The 25443-nt window shown below is 48.1% G+C and carries 27 protein-coding genes, 1 tRNA gene and 1 pseudogene; 17 read left to right on the top strand and 12 right to left on the bottom strand.

Translation table 11 applies throughout. The features are described from left to right. Positions 1 to 754: 754 nt before the first annotated feature. The 3 genes from EGV91_RS16305 to EGV91_RS16315 form a co-directional block, all read right to left on the bottom strand. The gene (locus EGV91_RS16305) at positions 755 to 1552 is read right to left on the bottom strand and encodes a ClpXP adapter SpxH family protein (RefSeq protein ID WP_135505588.1); all 798 of its coding nucleotides are present in this window, start codon (positions 1550 to 1552) and stop codon (positions 755 to 757) included. Beyond that, positions 1549 to 1947, bottom strand: a complete 399-nt coding sequence (locus tag EGV91_RS16310) for a globin domain-containing protein (RefSeq protein ID WP_135505590.1) — start codon at positions 1945 to 1947, stop codon at positions 1549 to 1551. The genes EGV91_RS16305 and EGV91_RS16310 overlap by 4 nt, the downstream gene beginning before the upstream one ends. Positions 1948 to 2050: 103 nt before the next feature. Continuing rightward, a complete protein-coding gene (locus tag EGV91_RS16315) occupies positions 2051 to 2644 on the bottom strand; it encodes a CYTH domain-containing protein (RefSeq protein WP_135505592.1) in 594 nt (197 codons plus the stop codon). Positions 2645 to 2760: 116 nt separating this feature from the next. Between EGV91_RS16315 and EGV91_RS16320 the strand changes: the two genes are divergently transcribed. Genes EGV91_RS16320 through EGV91_RS16335 form a run of 4 tightly spaced genes read left to right on the top strand, consistent with a single transcriptional unit; the run spans position 2761 to position 5546 of the window. Then, a complete protein-coding gene (locus EGV91_RS16320) occupies positions 2761 to 3150 on the top strand; it encodes a UPF0738 family protein (protein WP_135505594.1) in 390 nt (129 codons plus the stop codon). 22 nt (positions 3151 to 3172) lie between these two features. Further along, positions 3173 to 3850, top strand: a complete 678-nt coding sequence (gene yjbM / locus EGV91_RS16325) for a GTP diphosphokinase (RefSeq protein ID WP_135505596.1) — start codon at positions 3173 to 3175, stop codon at positions 3848 to 3850. After that, on the top strand, positions 3847 to 4647 hold the full coding sequence (locus EGV91_RS16330; protein WP_135505598.1) for an NAD kinase: 801 nt from the start codon (positions 3847 to 3849) through the stop codon (positions 4645 to 4647). The genes yjbM and EGV91_RS16330 overlap by 4 nt, the downstream gene beginning before the upstream one ends. 2 nt (positions 4648 to 4649) lie before the next feature. Beyond that, positions 4650 to 5546 (top strand): RluA family pseudouridine synthase, encoded by an 897-nt coding sequence (locus tag EGV91_RS16335; protein WP_135505600.1) that lies wholly within the window; start codon positions 4650 to 4652, stop codon positions 5544 to 5546. On the opposite strand, the gene prpE is transcribed toward EGV91_RS16335, so the two are convergent. Further along, complete coding sequence (gene prpE, locus EGV91_RS16340; RefSeq protein WP_135505602.1) at positions 5531 to 6268, bottom strand: bis(5'-nucleosyl)-tetraphosphatase PrpE; 738 nt, start codon at positions 6266 to 6268, stop codon at positions 5531 to 5533. The genes EGV91_RS16335 and prpE overlap by 16 nt on opposite strands. Positions 6269 to 6364: 96 nt before the next feature. Between prpE and mgtE the strand changes: the two genes are divergently transcribed. Both mgtE and fabI read left to right on the top strand, forming a co-directional pair. Then, positions 6365 to 7735 (top strand): magnesium transporter, encoded by a 1371-nt coding sequence (gene mgtE, locus EGV91_RS16345; RefSeq protein WP_135505604.1) that lies wholly within the window; start codon positions 6365 to 6367, stop codon positions 7733 to 7735. Positions 7736 to 7814: 79 nt separating this feature from the next. Continuing rightward, positions 7815 to 8584: pseudogene (gene fabI, locus EGV91_RS16350) on the top strand (enoyl-ACP reductase FabI). Positions 8585 to 8808: 224 nt separating this feature from the next. Here the strand turns inward: fabI and EGV91_RS16355 are convergent. From EGV91_RS16355 to EGV91_RS16365, 3 genes are all read right to left on the bottom strand, one after another. Further along, complete coding sequence (locus EGV91_RS16355) at positions 8809 to 9240, bottom strand: GNAT family N-acetyltransferase (RefSeq protein ID WP_135505606.1); 432 nt, start codon at positions 9238 to 9240, stop codon at positions 8809 to 8811. Further along, positions 9241 to 9759 (bottom strand): YjcG family protein, encoded by a 519-nt coding sequence (locus tag EGV91_RS16360; RefSeq protein ID WP_135505608.1) that lies wholly within the window; start codon positions 9757 to 9759, stop codon positions 9241 to 9243. A gap of 76 nt (positions 9760 to 9835) precedes the next feature. Then, positions 9836 to 10558, bottom strand: a complete 723-nt coding sequence (locus EGV91_RS16365) for an alpha/beta hydrolase (RefSeq protein WP_135505610.1) — start codon at positions 10556 to 10558, stop codon at positions 9836 to 9838. Between the two features lie 103 nt (positions 10559 to 10661). On the opposite strand from EGV91_RS16365, the gene EGV91_RS16370 reads away from it, so the two are divergent. From EGV91_RS16370 to EGV91_RS16385, 4 genes are all read left to right on the top strand, one after another. Beyond that, entirely contained in the window at positions 10662 to 11246 is a 585-nt protein-coding gene (locus tag EGV91_RS16370; protein ID WP_135505612.1) for a phosphatidylglycerophosphatase A family protein, read from the top strand. A 118-nt stretch (positions 11247 to 11364) separates the two neighbouring features. Beyond that, a complete protein-coding gene (locus EGV91_RS16375) occupies positions 11365 to 12345 on the top strand; it encodes a TAXI family TRAP transporter solute-binding subunit (protein WP_135505614.1) in 981 nt (326 codons plus the stop codon). A 75-nt stretch (positions 12346 to 12420) separates the two neighbouring features. Continuing rightward, positions 12421 to 12945: a DUF1850 domain-containing protein gene (locus EGV91_RS16380; protein ID WP_135505616.1), complete on the top strand. Its 525-nt coding sequence runs from the start codon at positions 12421 to 12423 to the stop codon at positions 12943 to 12945. Continuing rightward, entirely contained in the window at positions 12935 to 14968 is a 2034-nt protein-coding gene (locus EGV91_RS16385) for a TRAP transporter permease (RefSeq protein ID WP_135505617.1), read from the top strand. The genes EGV91_RS16380 and EGV91_RS16385 overlap by 11 nt, the downstream gene beginning before the upstream one ends. 151 nt (positions 14969 to 15119) lie before the next feature. Here the strand turns inward: EGV91_RS16385 and EGV91_RS16390 are convergent. The 3 genes from EGV91_RS16390 to EGV91_RS16400 form a co-directional block, all read right to left on the bottom strand. Then, positions 15120 to 15192: transfer RNA gene (locus EGV91_RS16390), tRNA-Val, on the bottom strand. Between the two features lie 52 nt (positions 15193 to 15244). Beyond that, positions 15245 to 15766, bottom strand: a complete 522-nt coding sequence (locus tag EGV91_RS16395; protein WP_135505619.1) for a 2'-5' RNA ligase family protein — start codon at positions 15764 to 15766, stop codon at positions 15245 to 15247. 15 nt (positions 15767 to 15781) lie between these two features. Then, positions 15782 to 16492 carry a thermonuclease family protein gene (locus tag EGV91_RS16400; protein WP_135505621.1) on the bottom strand — a complete coding sequence of 237 codons (711 nt, stop codon included), beginning with the start codon at positions 16490 to 16492 and terminating at the stop codon, positions 15782 to 15784. A 97-nt stretch (positions 16493 to 16589) separates the two neighbouring features. Here EGV91_RS16400 and EGV91_RS16405 point away from each other — a divergent pair, with 97 nt between their 5' ends. After that, positions 16590 to 17426 (top strand): DNA-3-methyladenine glycosylase family protein, encoded by an 837-nt coding sequence (locus EGV91_RS16405; RefSeq protein ID WP_135505623.1) that lies wholly within the window; start codon positions 16590 to 16592, stop codon positions 17424 to 17426. Positions 17427 to 17513: 87 nt separating this feature from the next. Here EGV91_RS16405 and EGV91_RS17235 read toward each other — a convergent pair whose 3' ends face one another. Continuing rightward, complete coding sequence (locus tag EGV91_RS17235; protein ID WP_175580331.1) at positions 17514 to 17657, bottom strand: hypothetical protein; 144 nt, start codon at positions 17655 to 17657, stop codon at positions 17514 to 17516. Between the two features lie 117 nt (positions 17658 to 17774). Between EGV91_RS17235 and EGV91_RS16410 the strand changes: the two genes are divergently transcribed. The 6 genes from EGV91_RS16410 to EGV91_RS16435 all read left to right on the top strand — a co-directional run bounded on the left by EGV91_RS16410 (position 17775) and on the right by EGV91_RS16435 (position 23741). Further along, positions 17775 to 18701, top strand: a complete 927-nt coding sequence (locus tag EGV91_RS16410) for a Gfo/Idh/MocA family protein (protein ID WP_135505625.1) — start codon at positions 17775 to 17777, stop codon at positions 18699 to 18701. Between the two features lie 55 nt (positions 18702 to 18756). Beyond that, a complete protein-coding gene (locus EGV91_RS16415) occupies positions 18757 to 20145 on the top strand; it encodes an aldehyde dehydrogenase (RefSeq protein WP_135505627.1) in 1389 nt (462 codons plus the stop codon). Positions 20146 to 20206: 61 nt separating this feature from the next. After that, the gene (locus EGV91_RS16420; protein WP_135505629.1) at positions 20207 to 20899 is read left to right on the top strand and encodes a response regulator transcription factor; all 693 of its coding nucleotides are present in this window, start codon (positions 20207 to 20209) and stop codon (positions 20897 to 20899) included. Then, the gene (locus EGV91_RS16425; RefSeq protein WP_135505631.1) at positions 20889 to 22262 is read left to right on the top strand and encodes a sensor histidine kinase; all 1374 of its coding nucleotides are present in this window, start codon (positions 20889 to 20891) and stop codon (positions 22260 to 22262) included. Before EGV91_RS16420 ends, EGV91_RS16425 begins: the two co-directional genes overlap by 11 nt. Next, positions 22259 to 22963, top strand: a complete 705-nt coding sequence (locus EGV91_RS16430; RefSeq protein WP_135505633.1) for a PepSY domain-containing protein — start codon at positions 22259 to 22261, stop codon at positions 22961 to 22963. The genes EGV91_RS16425 and EGV91_RS16430 overlap by 4 nt, the downstream gene beginning before the upstream one ends. 109 nt (positions 22964 to 23072) lie before the next feature. Next, positions 23073 to 23741, top strand: a complete 669-nt coding sequence (locus EGV91_RS16435) for a PepSY domain-containing protein (protein ID WP_158290633.1) — start codon at positions 23073 to 23075, stop codon at positions 23739 to 23741. 31 nt (positions 23742 to 23772) lie between these two features. Here EGV91_RS16435 and EGV91_RS16440 read toward each other — a convergent pair whose 3' ends face one another. Next, positions 23773 to 25353 (bottom strand): ATP-binding protein, encoded by a 1581-nt coding sequence (locus tag EGV91_RS16440; RefSeq protein ID WP_135505637.1) that lies wholly within the window; start codon positions 25351 to 25353, stop codon positions 23773 to 23775. Between the last annotated feature and the right edge of the window lie 90 nt (positions 25354 to 25443).

Below are 25443 nucleotides of genomic sequence, written 5' to 3' on the forward strand. Positions count from 1 at the left end.
AAAAATAACAGACTGGCCGGGAGCTGCAATTACAAAGCAGCTTCCGGCTTTTGTTATTTCAAAATAGTTTTTTGAAGAAAAAAGATTCATTTGCTTCAAATTAAACACTAGATAAGTAGCCCTTTTGTATATTCATAATCAATATTTCGCAAAAAAACTGCGAAGGCATGGACCCAAGTGTTGGGGAGTGCATTTTTAGAAGAAGCGCATAGCGCTGCAACGCACTCAATGTTTCGAATCTAGCGTAGAGATGCAACTGGTTTTTCATGTGCCGAAGCTAGCGAAGCATTGCAACACACTTCAGTGTCCCGAAGCTAGCGAAGCGTTGCAGGGACGGGGACAAGGATAGAAGCAGAAAGTTTCTTAGTAATGAGACGGGGGTTCTTTCCGGCTCATTGTGGGAGCTTTGCCCAACACGTCCGGAGCGGCTTTCAATACCTTGCTTCTTAAGCTCCACTTAACAGCACCTGGGCTTGATCCGCGCAATATGACAAATTTGTGAATTCCTTTGTGAATTATTGCATTAACTATTATTCCGTGATAAAGTTAAGTTGTGAAATAAATCACATACAAACATACACCCCTTTGTTTGAGCGTGAACATTTCTCCCATCCCCTTTGTGTAATATGGAAAGGCGCCTTCCGGACGTGGAAGGCGCCTTTCATCGTTTCATGAAAAAAAGCGGAGCAGGAACCCATTCGGGATCCTGCTCCGCTTTTTTCTATAATAGAAGTTCAATTTAGTGCAGTGGCTGTTATTTTAAAGTCCAAAGAGTTTGATCTGGCAAAGTGATGCGGTCCAATTTTTGCTGAAGGACTTTTTTCTTCAATTCGCATTCGGCAGTTTGTTCGGAAATATTATAAATGGAAGCAACTTCTTTTGTCGCCATGGTGGAATACTTCAGGAACAGCTCGTCGAGTGATGGCGGCGGTTGGCGGTTTAAGTTTTTATTGCCTAACATTTCCTGCATAATGGCTTGATAAACTTCGTAAGTATAAAGTCCGGAAACTTTCACGCCTTCGTCTTCTATGCATTCGTTGAAAAAAACAATACTTGGCACTTCGTCGATTTCCATCTCCCGTGTGATGTGCAAATCACATTGGAAAGCTTTGGCCGTATGGACAGAATGGAAATCTTTTTGGAATTCTTCCGGGTCCAGCTGGGATTCTTCCGCAATTTCCAACAAAATTGAATAAGAAGAGACGTCCTTAGTCTGGAGCAGCAAATACTCCTGCAATTTGTGCAGGAACCGGTTGCCGGCGCGTTTGCCCTGAAGCTCAGCGGCTTTAACTGCCACAGAAGCCAATACAGGATGGGAAAGCCGGTCGGTGTCAATGATCGGCGCGGCACCCGCTTTGTTCAAATTGAATAATTTCGTGCTGATAACAAAACGCATTGAAAAATAATGGCCGTATTCAATTTGCAGCTTGCGGATAATCGCTTGGAGTTCCCAGCATTCTGGATTCAAGGGATCAAGAAAAACATATAATTCCATCGGTTTGGACGTCTTAGTGAGGACGTCTGAGGGTGTAGCTAAATCCAAATCGTTCACTCTAATTCCTCCTCGCTGTCGCGCTCGTTCACCATATGATGAGCGGTCAAAACAAGCCGCTGAAAGAAGACTTCCCGAAACTTTCCTTCCAAACCTACTTCATCCATCGCTTCGTGCATGCATTCAAGCCATGCCTGTGCTCTGTCTGGAGTGATTGGAAAAGGGTGGTGGCGCGCTTTCAGGCGGGGATGCCCGTGTTCTTCAGAATAGATGTTCGGGCCCCCTAAATATTGGGTCAAGAATTGTTTTTGTTTTCGTGCTGTTTCAGTTAAGTCGCTAGGGAATATAGGCTGCAGCTTTGGATGATTGGCGACGCGGGCATAAAATGCGTCTACTAGTTGAGACAAGCGTTCCGCACCAATTTCTTCGTACGGAATAATCGGTTTTCCAGTCATTATTGTGTCTCCTTTGCTTTAGCTGTAAATTCATTCTAACAACGGAGTGGGATTTTCTCAAACAATATAGACTTATTGGGGAAATATGGAAACGTTCGTTCGCTTAAAGCCCCCCTTGCTGCCTGCGCTCTGCGGCGGCCATAAATCGGGCTATTTTTTTGTTGGCATGGCGCACAGGAATGCTGTGGCTTTTCAGTAAATCATAGAAATGCTTTTCGCCTGCTGCAGCCTCTTTTACTTCAAACTCAATTTCATAGTCTTCCGTTCCGGCATATTCCGAATGGTCGAGCACCAACAGCCCATCCGCTGTTTCCATTTCCATGCGGTGGGTGGTCAATGCGCCGATCAATTGTAGGGCATCCGGGGAAACGGACAACTCCGCCAAAGCTGCGCAGACCTCAGGCGCTTGAAAAGTTTGCCCTTCGATCATGGCTGTTGCCTGGTCTTCCGCCAGGGCATCGGTAATTTCGAAATGGCCGTGGGCAGCAGGAGTTTTAAGCGTGCATTCAAAGCCGTCCTGTTTTTTTCGGATCCGCAATGCGGATTTCAAGTTTTTCAACTGGAAATCCGGGGTATCGAAGTAAAAGTTTTCCTGCGTTTTTACATCACTTTCTGAAAATCCATAATGGGCAGCTAATTTTTCGTATTCTTCTTGTTGGAGCATATTTTTGAATTCGATTTCAAGTTCTTTTGACATGTCGCAGCACCTCTCTCGTATGATTTATTATGGGATAATTCGGGTGTAACTGCAACGGATGTGGGAGCTGTGTTAAAATATCACTATATATTGCCAGCAGGAAAGGGAGAATTCCATTGCGTAAACTTGTAGAAGTCCAGAACGGAATTATTTCAGATGAAGGGATTCAATTCATCGTTGAAGCACAGGAGCCTTTTGAAGCATTGGAAGCTTCGGGCCGCATGATTGCGGATTCGGACGGCCACGCTTTTGTCTATTTATTGGACACAGGCACTGATTATATTTATATGCAATTCAAGGAAGTTTTATGGCCAGCGATGCTTGCCGCATTGCAGCGCAAAGAAGTGCCATTGCTGCAATGGGGGGAACAAATCATGCCCTTGGCTTCCTACCACGAGGAATTGTGGATGCTCTTGGAGAATATAGAAGGTAACGACAATTACGGCGGTGCATTCAGCTCAGCCGTTGAAAAAGCTTTTAAAGAGGCTTTGGCTTCTCGAGCATAGAAAGAATTGGAGTGGATACAGCATGGGTCAATGGGATCGGTTTTTAGCGCCGTATAAACAGGCGGTAGATGAATTGAAGATAAAATTCAAAGGAATGCGCCAACAATTTGAAACGGATAATTCGAATTCTCCGATAGAGTTTGTAACCGGGCGGGTCAAACCGCTCGCCAGCATTTACGACAAGACGCTTGAAAAAGGCATTCCATTCGAGCCTTCGGATGATTTAGCGCACCAATTGCAGGATATCGCTGGATTGCGGATGATGTGCCAGTTTGTCGGCGATATTGAAACAGTTGTCGGGCTGCTGCGCCAGCGCAATGATTTGCGCATAGTGGAGGAAAAAGATTATATTTCCCACGAAAAGCAGAGCGGCTACCGTTCGTATCACGTCATTGTTGAGTATCCTGTCCAGACGATCAAAGGCGAAAAGCTTATCCTTGCTGAAATCCAAATCCGTACATTGGCAATGAACTTCTGGGCATCAATTGAGCATTCATTGAATTATAAATACAAAGGCGTGTTCCCGGAAGAAATCAAAATCCGGCTGCAGCGTGCTGCGGAGGCGGCATTCCAGTTAGATGAAGAGATGTCCCAAATCCGGGACGAAATCCAGGAAGCGCAGGCTTATTTCACAGAATTCAAAGACGCCGCGAGTACCCATTTTCCAACAGACCGCCAAGGAGGGAAAAAAAGCCAATGAAATTTTATATCCAATCCAGAAGCGATGATCTATCAAACGAATTGATGGCGACAGCCCGCGCTTACCTGCAGGATTTCGGCATGGAATGGAACGAAGAGTCGCCGGATGTCGTGCTATCGATCGGCGGCGACGGCACATTGCTGCATGCGTTCCATAAATACCGCGACCAGATATCTTCTGTCGCATTTGTCGGCATCCACACGGGCCATTTGGGTTTTTATGCCGATTGGAAACCGATTGAAATTGAAAAACTGGTGTTGTCGATCGCTAAAAAGGAATATGAAGTCATTGAATATCCGTTAGTGGAAGTCAGCATCCATTACCAAAACAAAAATGAGCCGGTGGTGTACCTGGCACTGAACGAGTCGACTGTGAAATCGCCGGACGTTACGCTTGTCATGGATGTGTTCCTGAACGAAAGCCATTTTGAGCGTTTCCGTGGAGACGGTTTGTGCATGTCCACACCGTCTGGCAGTACGGCATATAATAAGGCGCTGGGAGGCGCCATCATCCACCCGTCGCTCGAAGCGATGCAATTAACGGAAATGGCGTCGATCAACAATCGTGTATTCCGGACAGTGGGCTCTCCGCTTGTGCTGCCAGCCCATCACCGCTGCGCGCTGCGCCCGGTCAAAGCGCCAGACTTCATGGTCACTGTGGACCATTTGCAATTGCTTCACAAAGATGTAAAATCGATTGAATACAGAGTGGCGGATGAAAAGGTCCGATTTGCACGTTTCCGGGCGTTTCCATTTTGGAAAAGGGTGCACGATTCATTTATCGATAGTGAGGTATAAAAGTGAAACAGCTTAATCCATTTCAATTAACCTACGCCGCAAAAGAAAACGGCATATTGAGGGAAGCCCTGAGCGACTGGGGTATTTCCAAGCGAACATTGGCATCGGTTAAATACGGCGGCGGCCTGATACTGGTCAATGGCGCCGAAGTAACGGTCCGGCACATCGTGGAAAAGGGCGATGCCGTGACCGTTATTTTTCCGCTTGAAGAGCTCGGCGGCGGTTTGAAGGCAGAGCCTGGCCCGTTGAAAATCATCCACGAAGATGAAGCGCTTTTGATCGTCGATAAACCGGCGCTGCAGAATACGATTCCTTCGCGTGAGCACCCAGGCGGCAGCTTGGCGAATTTTGTCGCCCAGCATTTCGAGGACAATGGCGTACCCGCTACGCTTCACATAGCCACACGGCTTGACCGCGACACGTCAGGACTTGTGTGCATTGCAAAAAACCGCCACATTCACCATATGCTTTCGCTGCAACAGCAAAGCAAGAGAATGAAGCGGCAGTATGAGGCTTTTGTCCACGGCACGGTTGGAGAGAAAGATTTTCTGATCACCGAACCGATTGGCCGAAAAGATGGCAGCATCATCGAACGGGAAGTGAGGCAAGATGGAAAGTTCGCTGAGACTGCAGTGGAAGTGCTGCATGATTTCGAAGAATTCAGCCACCTGCGCCTGCAATTGAATACCGGGCGGACGCATCAGATCCGTGTCCACTTGTCGCATATCGGCCATCCGCTTATCGGCGACGATTTATACGGCGGCTCGCGAAGCATCATCGAACGGCAGGCATTGCATTGCCGTTCGCTCGAATTGCTGCATCCGGTTTCCGGTGAAAAAATGTTTTTCGAATCTCTTTTGCACGACGACATGGCGGCTCTGCTTCAGGTAAAGCGGTAAAATCGTTCAGGCGCATAAGGCTGAAGGGAAGGGACCGATTCAATCGCCATCTCCGGGAACCGCAATGCAGTCAATGAACCTCCGAACACGCAGCCGGTATCGATATTCGCGGTCCGGTTGATGATATAAGGCACTTCGGTGGGGGTGTGGCCATAAACCACCCACGGCTGGCCGCCGTAATTTTTAGCCCAGTCGCGGCGGATCGGCCGGCCGTCAGCGTAGTAATTGCCGGTCGTTTCTCCGGATAAAACGAAATTGGCGATGCCTCTTGACAGCGGCTGGCCGAGCATCTCTTCTTTAAGTCCCGCGTGTGCGACAATCAAGTGCGGAGGATGGTCCTGAAAAAGCGGAAGTTTCTCATAGAATTGCATATAGCGCTTGCGGAATGTCAGCTGGTCTTGTTTCGGCAAACTGCGCCATTCAGCTAATGTTGTCTCCAGGCCATTGCTGATTTGGACGGAATGGCCTTTGAAATACCGATAAAGCTTGCTGCAATGATTGCCTGGCGAGTAAAACAGCAGCCCCTCATCTTGCATACGGAACAAAAGCTTCAATACATTAAGCGAGTCGGGGCCGCGGTCCATGGCATCGCCGACAAATGATAAGCTGCGCCCTTTCGGATGGACAAAGACGCCAGCACGCTGCTGATAGCCTAGTTTTTCAATTAATTGAAGGAGTTCACTATAGCAGCCGTGGATATCGCCGATTATATCGAATTTCATTGAATTTCACCTCTTACATCTTGATTATCTTCAACCATAGTGTAACGTATTATATGGTATACCAGGGACTACCCAGAATGAAAGGAGGGAGCATACATGATGGAAGAGAAATCCCAACATGAAACCGAATTGGATGAAGAACTTTTGAACCGCCTTCTTGAAACAGGGGACGTTGAAAGTTTCCGCGAAGAATTCCTGTCGCACCATCCATATGACCAGGCGACATTTTATGAGAAATCAGACCACGATATACGGCATATGATGTATCAGTATCTCTCTCCTAAAGAAATGGCAGATATATTCGAAGCCATCGAGCTTGACGATGATGAGTACGAAGATTATTTTAAGGAAATGAACGTGAATTATTCTGCTGATCTGCTGTCGGAAATGTATACCGATGACGCCGTTGACGTGCTGAACAAATTGAACAAAGAACAAGTCGCCACTTATTTGACTGTGATGAACAAGGAATCGGCAAGGCAGATCAAAGACTTGCTGCATTACGAAGAATATACAGCGGGTTCTATCATGACCACCGAATTCGTTTCAATACCAAAAAATTCGACTGTCCGGTCGGCCATGAATATTCTTCGGAACGCAGCACCGAATGCCGAAACGATTTATTATTTATTTGTTGTCGATGAGGACCGCAGGCTGTCTGGCATTGTGACATTGCGCGATCTCATTATTTCTGATGAAGACACATTGATCAGCACGATCATGAACGAGCGTGTCGTCAGCGTTTCCGTTGGAGAAGACCAGGAAGAAGTTGCACGCATGATCAAGGATTACGATTTCCTGGCAATGCCGGTTGTCGACTTCCAGGATCATCTGCTGGGGATTATCACTGTCGATGATATCATTGACGTTTTGGACGAAGAAGCATCGGATGATTATTCAAAACTGGCTGCCGTATCCGATATGGATACGTTTGACAGAGGGCCGCTCACTGCGGCTAAAAAAAGGCTGCCATGGCTTATCCTGCTGACTTTCCTCGGAATGCTGACAGCGAACCTGATGGGCATGTTCGAAGAAACACTTGACCAAGTGGCGCTGCTAGCGGTGTTTATTCCGCTGATTGCCGGAATGGCAGGGAATAGTGGAACACAGGCCTTGGCCGTGGCTGTCCGCGGTATAGCCACTGGCGATATCGAAGAAAAAAGCAAACTGAAACTGCTGCTGCAGGAAGCGGGCACCGGTTTAATCACCGGAGTCGTCTGCGGCGCATTTGTCGTAGGGCTTGTCTACTTCTGGAAAGGGGAGCTGCTGATCGGGCTGCTCGTCGGGATTGCGGTAATGAGTTCAATCTTTGTAGCGACGCTGGCGGGTTCGTTCATTCCTTTATTGATCCACCGCTTGAAAATCGATCCGGCCGTTGCTTCCGGACCGTTTATCACTACTTTGAATGACATCATCTCTATCCTGATTTACCTGGGATTGGCAACTACCTTTTTGAATCAACTCTAGAAAAGTGCAAATTGCACTTTTCTTTTTTATGATGTATTATTAGTACCAGGTTATAATAATAGGCGCAGGGGGAATTTAAATGTCAATATCATTAGCAGGCAAGACATACGTGATCATGGGAGTTGCCAATAAACGAAGCATCGCTTGGGGCATCGCACGTTCACTGGACCAATCAGCGCACGTTTGATCTTTACATATGCTGGAGAACGATTCGAACAATCGGTGCGCGATTTAGTGGCGACACTCGATGGCAATCACGAAATCATTTTGCCATGTGACGTTACCGACGACGCAAGCGTAGAGCAATGCTTTGCTGCCATCAAAGAGCAGGCAGGCAGCATTGACGGCTTGGCGCATTGCATCGCGTTTGCAAAAACTGAAGAACTGGCAGGCAATTTCTCGGATACATCACGCGACGGCTTTTTGCTGGCGCATAACATCAGCTCGTATTCATTGACGATTGTTGCACGCTATGCAAAAGAATTGATTTCAGAAGGCGGCAGCATTGTTGCACTTACGTACATCGGCGGCGAACGCGTCATGCCGAATTACAACATCATGGGTGTCGCGAAAGCTTCACTGGAAATGTCTGTGCGCTATTTGGCAGCCGATTTAGGGCGCCAAGGCATCCGGGTCAACTCGATTTCTTCCGGGCCGATCCGCACTTTGTCTTCTAAAGGGGTCAGCGACTTCAACACGATTCTTCGCGAAATCGAAGAAAAAGCGCCGCTTCACCGCAATACGACACCGGAAGAAGTGGGCGATACAGCAGCCTTCCTATTTAGCGATATGTCCCGCGGTATCACAGGAGAAACCATCCACGTAGACAGCGGATATCATATCTTATAAGTAAATAAGAAAGTCGATATTTTGCGAAACAGCCCGTTTTCCAGCGGGAGCAGTGGGCCAATGGAGACCCCGTAAGCACGCGATAGCGGGCTGAGGAGGCTTCATGCCCACCCCCGCGGAACGCGTCCGCCTAAAGCGAAATGAAAAGTCTATTAATGAGTTTCTTATATAGGTACAAAAAAAGCAGTTCCGCTAGAAATCGCGGAACTGCTTTTTTGCATCGATTACATTAAATTTTTCACCATGGCCCGGTGCGGGATGCCCGCATCGAGGAATTCCGGTGAGCTGACTTCGTAGCCCAGCTTTTCGTAAAAAGGAATCGCGTAAGATTGCGAATTGAGTTTTAATGTGAAGAGGCCAGCGGTTTTGGCATGCTCTTCCATTTCGTTCATCATCAGTACGCCGACATGCTGTCCGCGGTACTCAGGAAGTACACAGACGCGTTCGATCTTGCCGATGCCGGATTCGGTTTCGCGGATCCGTGCAGCTGCAATCGGCTGCTCCAGATTAAAGCCGACGAAATGAGTGGCGGAATCGTCGTATTCATCCATTTCGATATGCAATGGCACACCTTGTTCTTCTACGAATACTTTTCTTCTGACATCAAAAGCCTGTTCTTTTTCAGCAGGAGTTTCAGCGATTTTAACTTTCAGCAATTAAACTTCATCTCCTGTTAAGCGGAATGTATCGTAAACGGTCCATGAGCCGTCTTCCAATTGATAAAGGATATGGAAGCGGTCGATGGTTTCTTCATGATCGATTCCGACCATTTTCAATTGGCCGAAAATATCAGCGTGTTCCGAATCGGATAGCTTTTGGGCAACTGTGATATGCGGCACAAAAGAAAACTTAGGTGCCCCGCCAAAGAAGTCTGAATGCAGATCTTCATGGATAGCTGTTAGTTCCGGTGTCGGATCCACTTTGAAATACAAGGTATTGGTCAGTGGAGCGAAGGAGCTGACGCGTGTTGCATGAATTGTGAAAGGCTTGTGGCGCTTAGCGACTTTTGCCATTTCTTCTGTCATCGCTTTGATTTGTGCTTCATCTGCTTCAAAAGCATCTTTCAGCGTAATGTGCGGCGTAATCAATTCATAATGCGGATCGTAGCGTTTGCGGTAAGAGTTCGCAACGTCTTGCAATTTTTTTGATGGGAATGCAACAACACCATATTTCATAAAAAGGCCTCCTCGTCAGTAGTAACTAGTTCATAGATCATTATATCAAAAAAAGGTTGGCAGCAGTGAATTCCGCCTACATGCCGAAATTCTGAACCAACGCACGTTTCAAATCAGGCTGCCAATGCTTCCACGTGTGGTCTCCATCAAATTCTTCATAGAAGATGGAAAATCCTTTATTCTTCATTAATTCATTCAGCTGCCGGTTCGGTTCCACAAAGTCTTCAGTTCCGCCGGATGTCAATTTCACAGCCGTCTCGCCTTTGCCGATGACGTGGTATACCGTGAACGGCTGGGCGGATTTGAAATTCTCGACGGAGGCAAGCAGCTCCTTGCCGACTTTAGGCGATTGCAAAATGACGCGACCGAAAATGTTCGGGTACCGGAGTGCTGCACTCAGCGATACGGTCGCAGCTAACGAATCGCCGATCAGCGTCCGGCCCATGCCGACTTGGTAGGTTGGGTAATATTCATCCAGGTAAGGCGCAAGTTCGTGCGCGAGAAAGCGCAAATAGGCGCCGTGCTGTTTACCGGTGGGCTCGTATTTATTGTTGCGGTCTTCGACGCTCTTATAAGGGACGCCTACAACGATGATGTTCTCGATTTCTTTGTTGTCGAGCAATTCATCAACGACACGGGGAATGCGCCCAAGCTGGAAATAATCTTTGCCATCCGATGCAATCAGGACGGTATATTTATATAATGGTGAATAATTTGCAGGAAGGTAAACCAATAATTGCATCTCTTCCTGCAATTCGTTGCTGTAAAGCGAGATATCTTGCACAGTCCCTCTGTTCATCCATATGCCTCCTTATTCGAATCTGTATGAAAATTGTAACATATCCTCAGCTATTGGTATAATCACCATGTAAGCATACGTTATCAGGAAAGGGGTTTTTTCTATGAACGGCGGGAATTCAAGAGTCCATTCGGAAGAAGTGACAAAAGCGGCACATGAAGCACTCAGGAACAGAGGAGTGACAGTCGAAGACATCGCGGAGATCGTCCTTGAGATGCAGCTTCCATTTAATGCGGGGCTGACGCTAGCGCATTGCGTCGAATCCGTTGAAAGCGTCCTTCAAAAACGTGAAATGCAGCATGCCTTGCTCGTGGGGATCGAGCTGGATGTCTTATCTGAACAAGGGAAACTGTCCCAACCGCTCCAACAGATTGTAGAATCGGATGAAGGGCTGTTCGGCGTCGATGAAATGATCGGGCTGGGAGCGGTTCTAACTTATGGCAGCATCGCCGTGACGACATTTGGCCATCTCGATAAAAACAAAGGCGGCATTATCAATCGGCTTGATACAAAGGTAGGAGAAGAAGTCCATACTTTCCTCGACGATTTGGTATGCAGCATTGCAGCGTGTGCTTCAGCGAGGATTGCTCATCGCACACGAGATTTGGAAGAAAAAGGCATGACGTTCGAAGACATTCCACCCGAAGCAACGGCTCCTGAGAGTCATGTGGAAGGCGCAGAAACTTAAGTTGGCATCATTTGGGACTAACGATACCCTGTATTTTCAAAATCAGATGGCAATTGGATAGAAAGTCATGTTAAGATATTATTGGAAACATTTAATTTATTGAAGGGGAGGTCAATTCATGCAGAAAAAGAAATTTGGGGTTTTAGCGGCAATCACGTTGGCTGGTTCAGTCTTTTTAGCAGGCTGCGGCGGCGGAGAAACAGCAGAAGAAGGCGGTTCAGGAGGGTCAGCGGATCCGGAATTCCTCAGCATCTTGACTGGCGGAACAACAGGAACGTATTATCCACTTGGTGGGGCAATGGCGACAATCGTTGAAAACGAAACCGGCATTGACACTACGGCAGAATCTTCCCAGGCTTCAGCAGCAAATATGACGGCTTTGGCTGATGGCGGAGCGCAGATCGCATTCGTTCAGACGGATACAGCGTTCTACGCAGCTGAAGGAACGAATATGTTTGAAGGGGAAAAAATCGATACCGTTTCGGCAATCGGTGCCCTTTATCCTGAAACAATCCAGTTAGTCACAACAGCAGATTCAGGCATTGCGACCTTCGACGATTTAGCAGGCAAGAAGATTTCAGTCGGAGCACCTGGTTCAGGGACTTATATCAATGCAGAGCAATTGCTTGAAGTTCATGGCATGACGATGGACGACATCGATGCACAGAACTTGGACTTCGGCGAGTCACAGGAAAGCTTGCAAGCTGGCCAAATCGATGCAGCGTTCATCACAGCAGGAACACCGACTGGCGCTGTTGAAAGCTTAAGCGCAACTGCAGACGTTGTTATCGTGCCAGTGGCAGAAGACAAAGCAACAGAGCTCATTGAAAAATACCCATACTACGCGAACGACACTGTGCCATCAGGAACTTACGGGTTGACTGAAGACGTGCCGACGGTTTCGGTATTGGCAATGCTGGTCGTTCAAAACGATCTTTCAGAAGATCTGGTCTACGACATCACAAAAGCGATTTATGAAAACACGGATCAAATCCAGCACGCCAAAGCGGCATTCATCAAATCCGAAACAGCTTTGGATGGAATCGGCATCAATATCCACCCAGGCGCGCAAAAATATTTTGATGAAGTAAACCAATAAAAGCTAAAAGATAATGGGCGGTAAAGCGGAAGCTTTATCGTCGTTATTTTTTTTCACTGATAGAGGAGGCTTTTTATGCAGCCAAAGCCAGCGCGCCGTATTCTCTTGCCGCTGCTAGCCTTCATTCTCGGCATCTCCGCTCTGTTGTTTGCACCCATCCAGAAAAGCTTCACATTCACAGACAACCGGACAGGCGATATCACCGCCTATTTGCGTATAAAAGAACCATCTTTCCAAATAAAATACATCCACTCGATTCATCTCTCGGAAGTGCTCGAAAGCTATAAAATCCTTCCCGGCGATTCACTGCAACTGACAGCGCTGGAATACGAGGATTTTAATATCGGCATGCCTTCAAATGCAGGAGAAGGCGAGACCTTTGTCGAAAAGGACGGAAAGTATTTTATTGAAGGAATGGACAGGCGCATGGATGAGTTCCGGCTGTTTGTCGGTGATGTGGATGCGGGGCTATTTTTTGTAGCAGATGGCGAAGAATACGATTTGAAAAAAACACTTGCACGTGGCAAGTCATACACATTCAATGTGCAGCGCATTTCAGTCTATCAGCAATTAAAAGGAGTGAATCTCGATGGCCGATAAATTGTCGCCAGAAGAAAGAGAAGAAAAGAAACTTCCGCCGGAAGATGAACATTACGTTTCGGAGGAAAAGCAAAAAGAGATTTTGCAGAAGTACGACCCCGAATCGAATACCCGCGATTTGAGCGGCACGATGAAGCATGTTGTGTTCTACGGCTTACTCGCTTTTTCATTATTTCAATTATATACAGCTATTTTTGGCCAATACACAGCATATATTCAACGTTCGATTCACTTAGGATTCGCTTTATCGCTGATTTTCATCTTATTTCCAGCCCGCAAGCGCCATGGGGCCCGCGCGAAAGTCGCAATTTATGATTATGTGCTGTCTTTGCTGGCAGTGGGTGTCGGCTTATACTGGCCGATTATGTATGATGATTTAGTATTCCGTTTAGGCCGCGTCACAGAAATGGATTTGATTGTCGGGATATTAGCGGTTCTCTTAACGCTTGAAGCTACACGCCGCGCTGTCGGCTTGCCGATTACAATCATTGCATCCATTTTCTTGACCTATACGTTTTTCGGACCTTATTTCCCAGGTTTCCTGCGCCATCGAGGGCAGGATCTTGAATCAGTCATTCAGCTGATGTTCTACACAACAGATGGTATTCTAGGGACGCCAATCAGCGTTTCAGCTACATTCATCTTCGTGTTCCTATTGTTCGGCTCATTCCTGGTGAAAACCGGAGTCGGCATGTATTTCAATGATTTGGCTGTTTCGCTTGCTGGCCATTTGACGGGCGGACCCGCAAAAGTCGCCATCTTCTCAAGTGCGTTGCAAGGGACGATTTCGGGGAGTTCTGTTGCAAACGTAGTAACATCGGGATCGTATACAATTCCAATGATGAAAAAATTAGGCTATAAAAAAGAATTTGCGGGCGCTGTAGAGGCTGCCGCTTCGACAGGCGGACAAATCATGCCGCCAATCATGGGGGCCGCGGCATTCCTGATGGTCGAGTTCATCGGCGGCATTACGTATTGGGAAATTGCCAAAGCAGCTGCTATTCCTGCTATCCTCTATTTCACCGGCGTTTGGATCATGACGCATTTTGAAGCGAAACGGGTCGGGTTGAAAGGCTTGAGCAAAGAAGAGATGCCGGACCGCAAAGAAGTCTTGAAGAAAATTTACCTATTGCTGCCGATTGTAGCAATCATCGTTTTCTTGCTTGTCGGGATTCCGACGATGCACGCCGCTTTATACGGCATTTTGCTGACTATACTTGTCAGCGCGTTCAATAAAGAAACAAGATTGAGTTTTAAAGACATGATCCACGCATTGGTTGACGGTGCAAGAACTGCACTTGCTGTAGCAGCTGCAACTGCCGCTGCCGGAATCATCGTCGGGGTGGTCGTTAAAACCGGCCTCGGATTGAGCTTGGCAAACGGCCTGGTTTCCGCTTCAGGCGGAAACATTCTGCTGACGCTGTTCTTTACGATGTTGGCGGCAATCGTCCTCGGAATGGGGTCGCCGACAACGGCGAACTACGTTATCACATCAACGATCGCTGCACCGGCAATCATCACGTTATTGATGATTGATGAGCCGGTCGGCGCTGCCGTACCGATTGTGGTCGCGCTATCTGCCCATTTGTTCGTGTTCTATTTCGGCATCATTGCCGATATCACTCCGCCGGTTGCGCTTGCTGCGTTCGCCGCTTCAGGGATATCCGGTGGAGAGCCGATCAAGACGGGCTTTATCGCTGCCAAATTGGCAGCAGCTGCATTCATCATTCCGTATATGTTTGTGTTGTCTCCAGCGCTGCTGATGATCGACACGACCCTGCCGGAATTGATTTGGGTGCTGATAACAGCATTCACCGGAATGATAGCCATCGGAGCTGGATTAATCGGCTTTTGGTACCGCAAGCTGAACTGGATCGAACGGATCATTGCGTTCGCAACAGGCTTGGCATTGATTTACCCAGAAGGCGTGACCGATACGATCGGAGCGATTTCGTTCATCATCCTGTTTGTTCTGCAATGGATGTCGCGCGAAAAGAAAACACCGAAAACAATAGAAGCATAAGAAAAGCGCTGCCCGACAAAATCGGAGCAGCGCTTTTTTGCGTGTTCACCGCAAAATCAATTTTATTCGAATATATAATCGTGCAAAAGCAATAAAACACAAAAAAAACGCGCAAGCTCGAAAGCTGCGCGTTTTCTTTCTCGTACTCTTATGATTCCTACTGGGCTCGAACCAGCGACCTCTACCCTGTCAAGGTAGCGCTCTCCCAGCTGAGCTAAGGAATCTCAATTACCAGGACAAATATAATTATATCGCGTCCTGGTGAAAAGTCAATAACTATTCTGAAAGAAAAATACTCCAATCGTTTTGTGCTTTTCCTTGCATGATCGACCAACATTCAATGGCGACAGCTTTGCCGCTGAACGGTTCGAATTCCATGGAAAGGCGAGCGAACATGGGTCCCCAGTATGGCGGAGCGATGTTTTTTGTGATTGTCGCATGCGGCACCCAATGGTTCGGCAAATAATGATCCTGCTGGCCGGTAAAGTCGCGGGCCGCCAAGTTGATGGCCTGGTGGAAAACTTTCAATGCGTCAGTAGATGCAGGTGCTGTGTAGAATACGCCTTGCTGCTTGAAAAAGCCAAGAGAGCCGAATTGCAGAGGCAATTGTGCAGTTTGTTCAGCCAAAGGGGCAAGAGCATTTTTCAAGTCAGCCGGATTGGTTTGCTCAAATACCTGCAACGTCATATGCGGCGGCAGCATCGCAGTAGAGTCGAGGCTCGCCGCATTCGCTTGTTTTTGCAGGTGTTCTATTTTATTGGACGTTGTGTAGTCGAACCTTAAAACGATTGCTTGCATCAATATCTTCCTCCATTATTGGCCGGTGCTTTGGAAGCCGGCTTGCTGTGCTTCTTGTTCGGTGCAGAACCATTCTTCCGGATTGGTTTGTTCATAGGAACCTTCTCCTGGCATATGGTATATCTTCTTGCCGCTGCGGTTGATGTTGCCTTTGATCCGGCAGTCATCAGTTGCTGCCGGTGGAGTGGTGCCTCCATAAGCATTCGAGTTGAAGCCGCGGCTCGTCGAATAATTTTCATATTCCCAGATACCGGTTCCGGCATCTTTCGCTTTTTGCTCCACTTGTTCAAAAGCGTCGAGGTGGCGGGTATTCGGGGGATAAACGTAAGCGACACGCGCCATACCCGATTCCAGCAGCTGTTCCTGGACGCTTTCGCCGTCTACGTAAATGTAGGCAAGCAGTCTGCCGTAATCATCGAAACGTTCTCCGACATCAAATTCGATCGAAACATCCCCGGAATTTATGATGCGCTTGTTTTCCGCTGTTGCTTCTTTGCCAAGCGGCTGTTCGCCAAGCCGCGGATGGTTGGTTTCGGGTGTATCGACCAACAGGTAGCGGACGGTCTCTTCTTTGCCTTCGTACATGATTTTTATGGTGTCGCCGTCGATGACGGAGCTTACTTCCACGTCGATTTGGTCTTCAGTTCCCGCCGTATCCGTGGAATCAACGAGACCGCATCCCGAAAGGGCTGTTATCAGCAGCAGTAAACCAGCAAATTTTTTCATAGTTAGTCCATCTCCTATTCCTCCATTATATTTTCCAAGGATGCTGCTTGCAAACCCGAACACATTCGGCTAACTTTGAAAAAAGAGGGGGATCGCAATGCATTTGACACTACCATTCTATTACGACTTTGACCGGGTGCTCGAACGGCTGTCACTCGACCCGCTCCACGCGGTGTCGCTTTCTGAGCGGCTCGTTCGTATTCCCATGCCCGAAGGCAATATTGTGGCCGTGAAAGCTGAAGGCACAAGCGAGAATCCCGTTTTTTTACTGGAAGGCATGGAGATGGGCCAATTGGAACATCTCTCGGAAATTTTCCATTTCAATCAATCATTGGAGCCGGTCGCAGAACATTTCAGCGGCACCAGCTTGGCGCTTTTATTCGAGCAGCATAAAGGGACGCCATTGGTGCGTGAATTCTCCTTATACGGGGCGTTGATGAAAAGCATTATCCACCAGCAATTGAATTTGTCGTTCGCCCACACACTTTCCAGCCGCTTCGTCCAGACCTATGGCCATGAAAAGGAAGGGGTGTGGTTTTACCCGGAGCCCGGCAAAATCGCAGCGCTGCAGCCTGAAGAGCTGCGAAAGCTCCAATTCAGCACACGTAAAGCGGAATACGTCATCGGCCTGTCGCAGGCGGTCGCGTCCGGAACTCTGCGTTTGGACGAGCTGGCACAAAAATCAGATGAAGAGGCTGCGGCTGAGCTGGTTTCATACCGCGGCATCGGACCATGGACGGCACAGAGTTTTCTGATGTTCGGCCTTGGCCGGCCGAATCTATTCCCGCTGGCGGACATCGGCTTGCAGAATGCCTTGAAAATCCAATGGGCGCGGGCAGATAAGCCGAAAGCTGAAGAAATCCTGCAGCATTTGCCGGAATGGAGCCCTTATTTATCTTATGCGGCGCTTTATCTTTGGCGCAGCGTCGAATAGACAACAAAGCAAAACGCTTTCCATGATGCTTCTGGAAAGGCGTTTTTATGTACTGTGGCTGCGAAGTCTGATGATCAGCTTAGCCAATTATGCTTGTTGCTCCAAGTCGGAAGGGATAGCTGCATGATACAGAAAGGACTCCTGATCGGCTGTTTCCATCTTGTCTTTGTCAATACCGACTTCAAGTTCGCCTGAGAAAATAGGTTCCCACCAATTCGCTTGTTTTTCCATCGTCTATTCCTCCTCTAATCCAGTTGAATTGTTTGACTATTCTATACCCCGAAAGGTTACACTAATAAACAAGGACATTGAAAATAAGCCACTCGGCTTTCAGAAAAGGGGAGAATTATGATTTCAATCGGTATGATCGGAGCGGGCATCGTTGGTGAACGCATCATTAAGCAAATCCAACAAGAAGGAAAAGTGGACATTAAAGCGGTTTTTGATGAGCAGCAGGAGCGGCTGGATTATTTGAATGAAACTTACGGCGTTCCCATAGCTGACTCGCTGGAAGCAGTATTGCATTCGGAAATCGACTGGCTGTATATCGGCACGCCGCCAGCTTCCCATGCCTCCATCGCCAAACTTGCGGCAAGCGCGGGCATCAATGTGCTGAGCGAAAAGCCCCTTGCCCATGATGCAGAGGCAGGCCAGGAAATGGCGGAATCTGCAGACAGAAACCGCATTCGGACCGCTATGCATTTTCCGCTGATGTATAAGCCGGCAGTGCATGAAATGGTGAAACGGATCCGCGGCGGAAGCATTGGAAAAATTACGCGCGTCGAACTGCAGACATTTTTCCCGGATTGGCCGCGCGGATGGCAGCAGACCCCTTGGATCGGCTCGCGGAGCCAAGGCGGTTTTGTGCGCGAAGTCTTCCCGCATTATCTGCAGCTGATCCACCGCATTTTTGGCGGCTTGTCAATTCAGCACCACATCGTTACGTATCCGGAACAAGCGGACCTGTGCGAAACCGGGTTGCTCGCCCATGGCGTGATTGCGGACGGCACTCCGCTTTTGTTGTCGGGAATCAGCGGCATCGGACAAAAAGAGTTGCTGCAATTCAAGGTTTACGGCGATCAAGGTGTGCTGACGCTGGAAAATTGGTCGAACTTGTATGAAGAAAGAAAGTACGAAGAACGCAAGGAGCTGACTGAATTCGATCCAGTGCCGACCTTGTTTGAATCGCTGCAGCAGCAATCCACTTTGCTGGTGCCGTTTGAAGAAGGGCTGATCGTCCAACGGCACGTCGATCATTTATTGAATAACGGATGATTGCCGCATTGCGTAAAGGGTAAAGAAGAGCATGAACGAAAATGGAGGTAAGAGGATGAATTTCACAGCAACAGACGTCGAGAATATGATTGAACAACAGCGGGAGTATTTTTATACGGGTGCAACCAAGCCTGCCGCTTTCAGAAAAGCCCAATTAGCCCGCTTGAAAAGCGTGATTGCAGCCCACGACAGCGAAATCGTCAAAGCGTTAAAGCAAGATTTAGGGAAAAGTGAATTTGAAGCTTATGCGACAGAAGTCGGCTTTGTCCTCGACAGCATCAATTACATGATTGAAAACGTGGATTCCTGGATGAAGCCGGAACCTGTCAAAACGCCGCTTCACTTGCATCCGGCGAAAAGCATGATCATCCGTGAACCATATGGCTCGGTGCTTGTCATCGGCCCGTTCAATTACCCGTTCCAATTGGTGATGGAACCGCTGGTCGGTGCCATCGTCGGCGGCAATTGCGCCATCGTCAAACCATCTGAAACGACGCCGAACGTCGCCGCAGTCATCCGCACGATTCTGGAAGAGGCGTTCCCGCCTTATTACGTCCGAGTGGTCGAGGGAGAACGCGAGGAAGTGAGCGCGCTGATCCATGCGCCGTTCGATTACATTTTCTTCACAGGCAGCGTCAATGTGGGGAAAATCGTCATGAAAGCTGCGTCCGAAAGATTGACGCCGATCACCTTGGAGCTGGGCGGCAAAAGCCCGGCAATCGTCGACCAGACAGCAAATCTCGATCTTGCGGCAAAACGCGTCGCATGGGGGAAATTGATGAACAAAGGCCAGACATGTGTTGCGCCGGATTATGTCTGTGTGCATGAATCGGTAAAAGATGAGTTCATGGAAAAACTATTGGCGAACATCCGCAATTTTTATGGGAAAGATGCCCAGAAGAGCCCGGATTACGGGCGCATCGTCAGCCAAGGCCATTTTGACCGCCTCGTTGACATCATTGAAAAAGAAAAAGCGAACATCATTGTCGGGGGCCACAGCGACCGGGCAGATTTGTACATCGAACCCGTTGTGCTGGACAATATCCATTTCGACAGCCCGTCGATGGAAGACGAATTGTTCGGCCCAATCTTGCCGGTCATCACGTACAATGATTTTCCGGCATTGCTGCGGCAAATCCGCAAATTGCCAAAACCGCTTGCGGCTTACCTGTTTTCGGAGAATGACCGGGCAATCGACTTTTTCCTGGACGAGCTGCCATTCGGCGGCGGCTGCATCAACGACACGGTTTCCCATGTCGGCAGCGCCCACCTTCCTTTTGGTGGAATCGGGACGTCCGGCGTGAACTCGTACCACGGCAAATACAGCTTTGAAACATTCACGCATGCCAAATCGATTTTGAAAAAATCGACGAGATTATCGACGAATGTTTTATTCCCTCCTTATAAAGATAAAGTGAAATTTGTCAGACGATTATTGAAATAAGCGGCCTTCGGGTCGCTTTTTTTATTTCCGGATATTATGATAAAAAGAAAGGGGTGGCACGATGGCGGAGCGCATATTAATCGTCGAAGATGAAAAAAGCATAGCGCGTGTACTTGAGTTGGAACTTACATATGAAGGCTACGAAACGGGTGTTTCCCATACTGGGGCTGACGGGCTGATTAAATTCCGTGAAGAGCCGTGGGATTTGGTGCTGCTTGATTTGATGTTGCCTGAAATCCATGGGCTGGATGTGCTTAAACGAATACGGGCATCAGATCCCGTGATTCCGGTCATTTTGCTGACGGCCAAAAACGATGTCAAAGACAAAGTGGCGGGACTCGATCTTGGCGCAAACGATTACGTCACCAAGCCATTTGAAATCGAAGAAGTATTGGCGCGCATCCGTGCCTGCCTCCGTTTGACGACCGGTTCAGGAAATTCTTCGCTGCACCGGTTTGGGGAGCTGGAACTGAACGAAAGCACAAGGGAAGTTTCCCGTGCGGGCCGCCAAGTGGAATTGACGCCGCGCGAGTTCGACTTGCTGCTGTATTTCTTGCGGAATCCCTTGCAGGTGCTTAGCCGGGAACAAGTGCTGAATGCAGTATGGGGCTACGATTATTACGGCGATACGAATGTCATCGATGTCTATATCCGTTATTTGCGCAAAAAAGTGGATGCCGGTGAATCGACTACCTATATCCAAACGGTCAGGGGAATCGGCTATGTCCTAAAGGAGCAGGCAAATGAAGCTTAAGCAGAAAATTCATTTATGGTCATCGCTGCTGATGCTGGTGATTTTAGGTGTACTCACCGCGGTTATTTATTTTTCATTCAGCGAATTGGCTTTTGATACGGAAGTGAGCCAGCTGCAGACCGAGCTCGAAACCGTCGTCACCGCAGTCAATGACAATCCCGCTGATGATCCGGTCGATATTTTACGGGGCTATGTGCCGGCGGACGGATTGGTCCGTGCAGTTTCAGGCGGCACCAAATTGATCCGGGACATTCAGGATCCGGATGTGACGGTGCAATTTCCTGCAGCGCTGCCGGAAAATGCCGGCATCATCGAAGTGGAGGAAAGCCGGTTCGCATATGTGACGGCACCGATCATCTGGACGGACGGCGAAGTGGCGGAGCTGGTGATGGCGCAATCACTGGACGAAGTATCCGCTAATTTGCAATCGCTGCGCTTCGTATTGTTGGCGGCAGTTGCAGTTGCAATGATTCCGATCATCCTCTCAAGTGCGGTGCTGGGCCGTCTCGTGACCAAACCGGTGACGGATTTGACCAATACGATGACGCGCATCCAGAAAAGTGGGCAATTCGAGAAGTTGCCGCTCACCGAGACAGCAAAAGATGAAATCGGCGAGATGGGCAGTACGTTCAATGAAATGATGGAGCTCTTGGAAGAAAATTACCGCAAGCAGGAAGAATTTGTGTCGAATGCCTCGCATGAACTGAAAACGCCATTGACCGTTATCAGCAGCTACGCAAAGCTGCTGCAGCGCCAAGGCATGGAAGATCCTGCGATTGCGGAAGAAAGCCTAGCGGCAATCCGTATGGAAACCGAGCGCATGAATTCGCTGATCGAGCAATTGCTCCATATCGCGAGGCGCAGCGAAACGCAATTGGAGCTTGCGAATGTGAATTTGCCGGAAGTGCTGGGCCAGACGGTCAAAGTGATGCAGACTTCTTTCAATCGGGAATTCCGGCTGATCGGGGGCCAACAGGCGATTGTCGTGAAAACAGATGTGCCGAAACTTAAGCAATTGCTGTATATCTTGCTCGATAATGCACGAAAGTACAGTTCAGACCGCATCGAAGTTATTGTCAAAAACGAAGGTGCGCCGACCATTCAAATCCGGGATTTTGGCATCGGCATTCCGAAAGAGTCGCTGCCATTCGTTTTTGAACGCTTTTACCGGGTGGACAAAGCGCGCAGCAGGGATTCGGGAGGTTTCGGCCTTGGCTTGTCGCTGGCTAAACAGCTGGCCGACGCACTCCATGCCGAGCTGGAAATCGAAAGCATCGAAAATATGGGCACCACGGTTTCCATCGTTTTCTCAGGAGATTTTAATGTTCAGCCTGTAAACTTGAAGCAGGAGGGATTGCGATGAAAAAATGGATGTTCATGGCTGCTGCCACGGCCATAATAGCGATTGCAGCGATGGTCTACCTCTTATCCGCTGGCGGAAAAGATGACAGCATCAGCGCTGCACAAGCAGGCGAGGCGGTCATTTCGCAATACGGCGGTGTTATTGAAGAAACTGCCCTTACAGGAGAGATTTACGAAGTGGGGTTCACGAGGGAAGATGGCAAATACAAAGCGGGAGTCGACAGGTCGACGGGGCGTGTGCTGTCAGTTGAGCTTATTGAAAAAGCTTCCGAGCCCGTACCAGAGAAATTGACTGAAGATGAAGCGAAGGCGATTGCCGTGAAAGAAGCTGGTGGCGTAGCAGGGGCAATTCGCTACGCAGAAGAGGCGAATGAGTACGAGGTGGACATCACGGAAGGTTCAACAAAGAAAACCGTTTTTGTTGTGGCTGATTCAGGAGATATCCGAAAAATCACGGATGTTGCTGCTGAAATGCCGGAACCAGAACCTGCTCCTGAGCCGGAACCCGTGCTCAGCCAGCAAGAAGCCATAGCGATTGCCAAAGAAACGCTTGACGGGGAAGTCCAGGAAGTGGAATTTACGGAAACCACAGATGGCGGCTATTATTTGATCGAAATTGAAAACGAAGAACTGGATAAAGAAGCGACAGTCCAGATCCACGCCATCCGGGGAGAAACGATGACTGTGGAATGGGATGATTGATCATTAACAGCAGCTCATGGAGTTCTCATCAAATTCTCATAAAGCCTTAACTGTTTTCACAGAAGGGGCGGCTATAGTAAAGGTATACCAAATGAGGAGGAGAATGAATATGAAAAAAATGATCTACATTCCAGCAGCAGCAGCAGGTATTCTAGCATTGGGTGGAGTCGCTTGGGCGAACACGGATGCAGCACCGACGGACAGCAAGGTGCAGGCAGAAAACAGCACAGACCTTAAGGCAGACGCTTCACCATCAACAAACCAGCCCGGCTTTCTGACATTCGATGAAGCTTCTGCAAAAGCGCTTCAGGAAGTTGACGGCAAAATTACGGATATCGAACTTGACCGCGATGACCGTGTACCGCATTTCGAAATTGACATCGACAAAGATGGCTACGACTATGACTTGAAGCTGGACGCCGTTACAGGTGAAATCCTTCAGCAAAAGCGGGAAAAAGACGATAACGATGATGACCGGGATGACAATTACTCATCGGATGAAAAATCATCTTCAGCAGCGGCCTCAACTGGCGATTACATCTCTTCAAATGAAGCTATCGCTGCAGCTGAAAAAGTGGCAAGCGGCACCATCGAAGATGTGGAACTGGATAACGATGACGGCGTGGCCTATTACGAAATCAAATTTGAAGACGGCCGAACAGAACATGAAGTTTATGTAAATGCAAAAGATGGGTCCATCTTAAAACACGAAATTGATAACGATGAAGATGATGATGATGATGATGACAACGATGATGATGATCGATTCGACGACTAAAACACAAAAAGGGCCCCTTGGAGGCCCTTTTTTAAATGCATGGCAGCAAAGCGGTGGCGATTGTACCTGTTCCTTCCCGGCTTTCAATTGTCAGCGTGCCGTTGTGCTCCTGGACAATTTTCTGGGAAATCAGTAATCCGAGGCCGGTGCCAGTGGCTTTTGTCGTATAAAACGGTTCAAAGATCATAGCCAAGGTTTCAGGAGAAATCCCCGCCCCGTTATCATGCAGCCGCATTGAAACGTGGCTGTCGGTATGCCCTTCGACTCTCAGTTCAATAATGCCTGTCCTGTCCAGACCGTCAATCGCCTCGATGGCATTTTTAATCAAGTTGATGAAAACTTGCTTCATTTGATGTTCTTCGCCATTGATGAAATAATCTTCCTGCTCCCAACAGGAACTGAAGGTAATGCCGCGCATATTCATCTCAGGACCAAACAGCATGATAATATCACCCATGACTTTCTTTAAACTTATTTTCCGCACGTATGAAGGCTGGGGTTTGGCGAGGACCAGGAATTCACTGATGATTAAATTGATGCGCTCGATTTCAGAATGAATGAGTTTTGTGTATTCCTTGTATGGGTAATCCTCATCGTTGTCCATCATCTGGACAAAGCCCGAAATGACGGTCATCGGATTGCGGATTTCGTGGGCGACGCCAGCGGCAATTTCGCCTGTCAGCTTTAATTTTTCCGCTTGCAGAATCAATTTTTCTGCATCTTTCTTATATGATATATCTCTTGAAATTATTGACGTGGCAATCACATTGCCAGCTTCATCCGTGATTGGTGAGAGGGTGATCTGCACATCGAATCGGCTTCCGTCTTTCTTCAAGTCCTGTGTTTCCAACAGGGAGAAACTTTCCCCTTGCTGGACCCGGAGTGTTCGCTCGGCGACTTCGTCATAGCGGTCTTCGGGAACCAGCGGCAGCGATCTGCCGAGGCATTCTTCCTGTGTCCAGCCATAGAGCTCTTCGAAGGCAGGATTTATGGCGATGATTTTATTGTCCACATCAAAAACCGCGATGGCGTCTTTCGCAGTTTCAAAAAACAGATGCAGGTAGCCTTCTTTTGACAACAATGCCCGCTCCATCGATTCGTTCTTTTTTTCAATCTGTGTCCATACCTTTCTGAAGAAAACAGAATGAAGGACCGTCATGGCAAGAACGAAAAAGATGAAAACGAAAAGGGTCAGGTTAACGTAAAACATAGGTGCCCGCCCGCCTAACTGGTCGAACACGAATGCCAGCAACAGGATTTCAATTGCGGACAAAATACCGAGGCCAATAATGGGCAAAGTATCGTAGTATAATGCTGATGCCACAATCGGAATGGCAAAATAGACGATATTGACTGCCGCAACGGTTTCGAAATTCAAAATGAACACCGACAGATTCATCAGCAATAGAATGGTGATTTCCAGCGCGCGCTCGTTGATTTTCATCCGATAAAGCACCACAAGCAATATGTATGATAAAATGCCGAAAGCGATTGAATAATAGGGAAGAGTTTCTCCAGTTACGTAATGGATAAAGGTGTGTATCAAATGAGCCAATCCGAATAAGTGGATGAACAATCTGTTCCTGTAGCGGTTCGTTGCAATGCGTTCCATGATTCACCTCAAAAAATCGATTTGCATTTAATATTACTATATAATTTCGGTTCTCACTCAATTTTCAGGAAGAAAAGTCAGTGCTTGGCG

It is taken from the genome of Planococcus koreensis, from assembly GCF_004761975.1.
Classification (GTDB): domain Bacteria; phylum Bacillota; class Bacilli; order Bacillales_A; family Planococcaceae; genus Planococcus; species Planococcus koreensis.

What these genes read in the sequence shown, in the direction of transcription:
- EGV91_RS16310 (WP_135505590.1), bottom strand. Translation starts at nt 1,947, where the DNA reads ATGACTGGAAAACCGATTATTCCGTACGAAGAAATTGGTGCGGAACGC.
- EGV91_RS16315 (WP_135505592.1), bottom strand. Translation starts at nt 2,644, where the DNA reads ATGTCAAAAGAACTTGAAATCGAATTCAAAAATATGCTCCAACAAGAA.
- yjbM (WP_135505596.1), top strand. Translation starts at nt 3,173, where the DNA reads ATGGGTCAATGGGATCGGTTTTTAGCGCCGTATAAACAGGCGGTAGAT.
- EGV91_RS16330 (WP_135505598.1), top strand. Translation starts at nt 3,847, where the DNA reads ATGAAATTTTATATCCAATCCAGAAGCGATGATCTATCAAACGAATTG.
- prpE (WP_135505602.1), bottom strand. Translation starts at nt 6,268, where the DNA reads ATGAAATTCGATATAATCGGCGATATCCACGGCTGCTATAGTGAACTC.
- mgtE (WP_135505604.1), top strand. Translation starts at nt 6,365, where the DNA reads ATGATGGAAGAGAAATCCCAACATGAAACCGAATTGGATGAAGAACTT.
- EGV91_RS16360 (WP_135505608.1), bottom strand. Translation starts at nt 9,759, where the DNA reads ATGAAATATGGTGTTGTTGCATTCCCATCAAAAAAATTGCAAGACGTT.
- EGV91_RS16365 (WP_135505610.1), bottom strand. Translation starts at nt 10,558, where the DNA reads ATGAACAGAGGGACTGTGCAAGATATCTCGCTTTACAGCAACGAATTG.
- EGV91_RS16370 (WP_135505612.1), top strand. Translation starts at nt 10,662, where the DNA reads ATGAACGGCGGGAATTCAAGAGTCCATTCGGAAGAAGTGACAAAAGCG.
- EGV91_RS16375 (WP_135505614.1), top strand. Translation starts at nt 11,365, where the DNA reads ATGCAGAAAAAGAAATTTGGGGTTTTAGCGGCAATCACGTTGGCTGGT.
- EGV91_RS16380 (WP_135505616.1), top strand. Translation starts at nt 12,421, where the DNA reads ATGCAGCCAAAGCCAGCGCGCCGTATTCTCTTGCCGCTGCTAGCCTTC.
- EGV91_RS16385 (WP_135505617.1), top strand. Translation starts at nt 12,935, where the DNA reads ATGGCCGATAAATTGTCGCCAGAAGAAAGAGAAGAAAAGAAACTTCCG.
- EGV91_RS16395 (WP_135505619.1), bottom strand. Translation starts at nt 15,766, where the DNA reads ATGCAAGCAATCGTTTTAAGGTTCGACTACACAACGTCCAATAAAATA.
- EGV91_RS16400 (WP_135505621.1), bottom strand. Translation starts at nt 16,492, where the DNA reads ATGAAAAAATTTGCTGGTTTACTGCTGCTGATAACAGCCCTTTCGGGA.
- EGV91_RS16405 (WP_135505623.1), top strand. Translation starts at nt 16,590, where the DNA reads ATGCATTTGACACTACCATTCTATTACGACTTTGACCGGGTGCTCGAA.
- EGV91_RS17235 (WP_175580331.1), bottom strand. Translation starts at nt 17,657, where the DNA reads ATGGAAAAACAAGCGAATTGGTGGGAACCTATTTTCTCAGGCGAACTT.
- EGV91_RS16410 (WP_135505625.1), top strand. Translation starts at nt 17,775, where the DNA reads ATGATTTCAATCGGTATGATCGGAGCGGGCATCGTTGGTGAACGCATC.
- EGV91_RS16415 (WP_135505627.1), top strand. Translation starts at nt 18,757, where the DNA reads ATGAATTTCACAGCAACAGACGTCGAGAATATGATTGAACAACAGCGG.
- EGV91_RS16420 (WP_135505629.1), top strand. Translation starts at nt 20,207, where the DNA reads ATGGCGGAGCGCATATTAATCGTCGAAGATGAAAAAAGCATAGCGCGT.
- EGV91_RS16425 (WP_135505631.1), top strand. Translation starts at nt 20,889, where the DNA reads ATGAAGCTTAAGCAGAAAATTCATTTATGGTCATCGCTGCTGATGCTG.
- EGV91_RS16430 (WP_135505633.1), top strand. Translation starts at nt 22,259, where the DNA reads ATGAAAAAATGGATGTTCATGGCTGCTGCCACGGCCATAATAGCGATT.
- EGV91_RS16435 (WP_158290633.1), top strand. Translation starts at nt 23,073, where the DNA reads ATGAAAAAAATGATCTACATTCCAGCAGCAGCAGCAGGTATTCTAGCA.
- EGV91_RS16440 (WP_135505637.1), bottom strand. Translation starts at nt 25,353, where the DNA reads ATGGAACGCATTGCAACGAACCGCTACAGGAACAGATTGTTCATCCAC.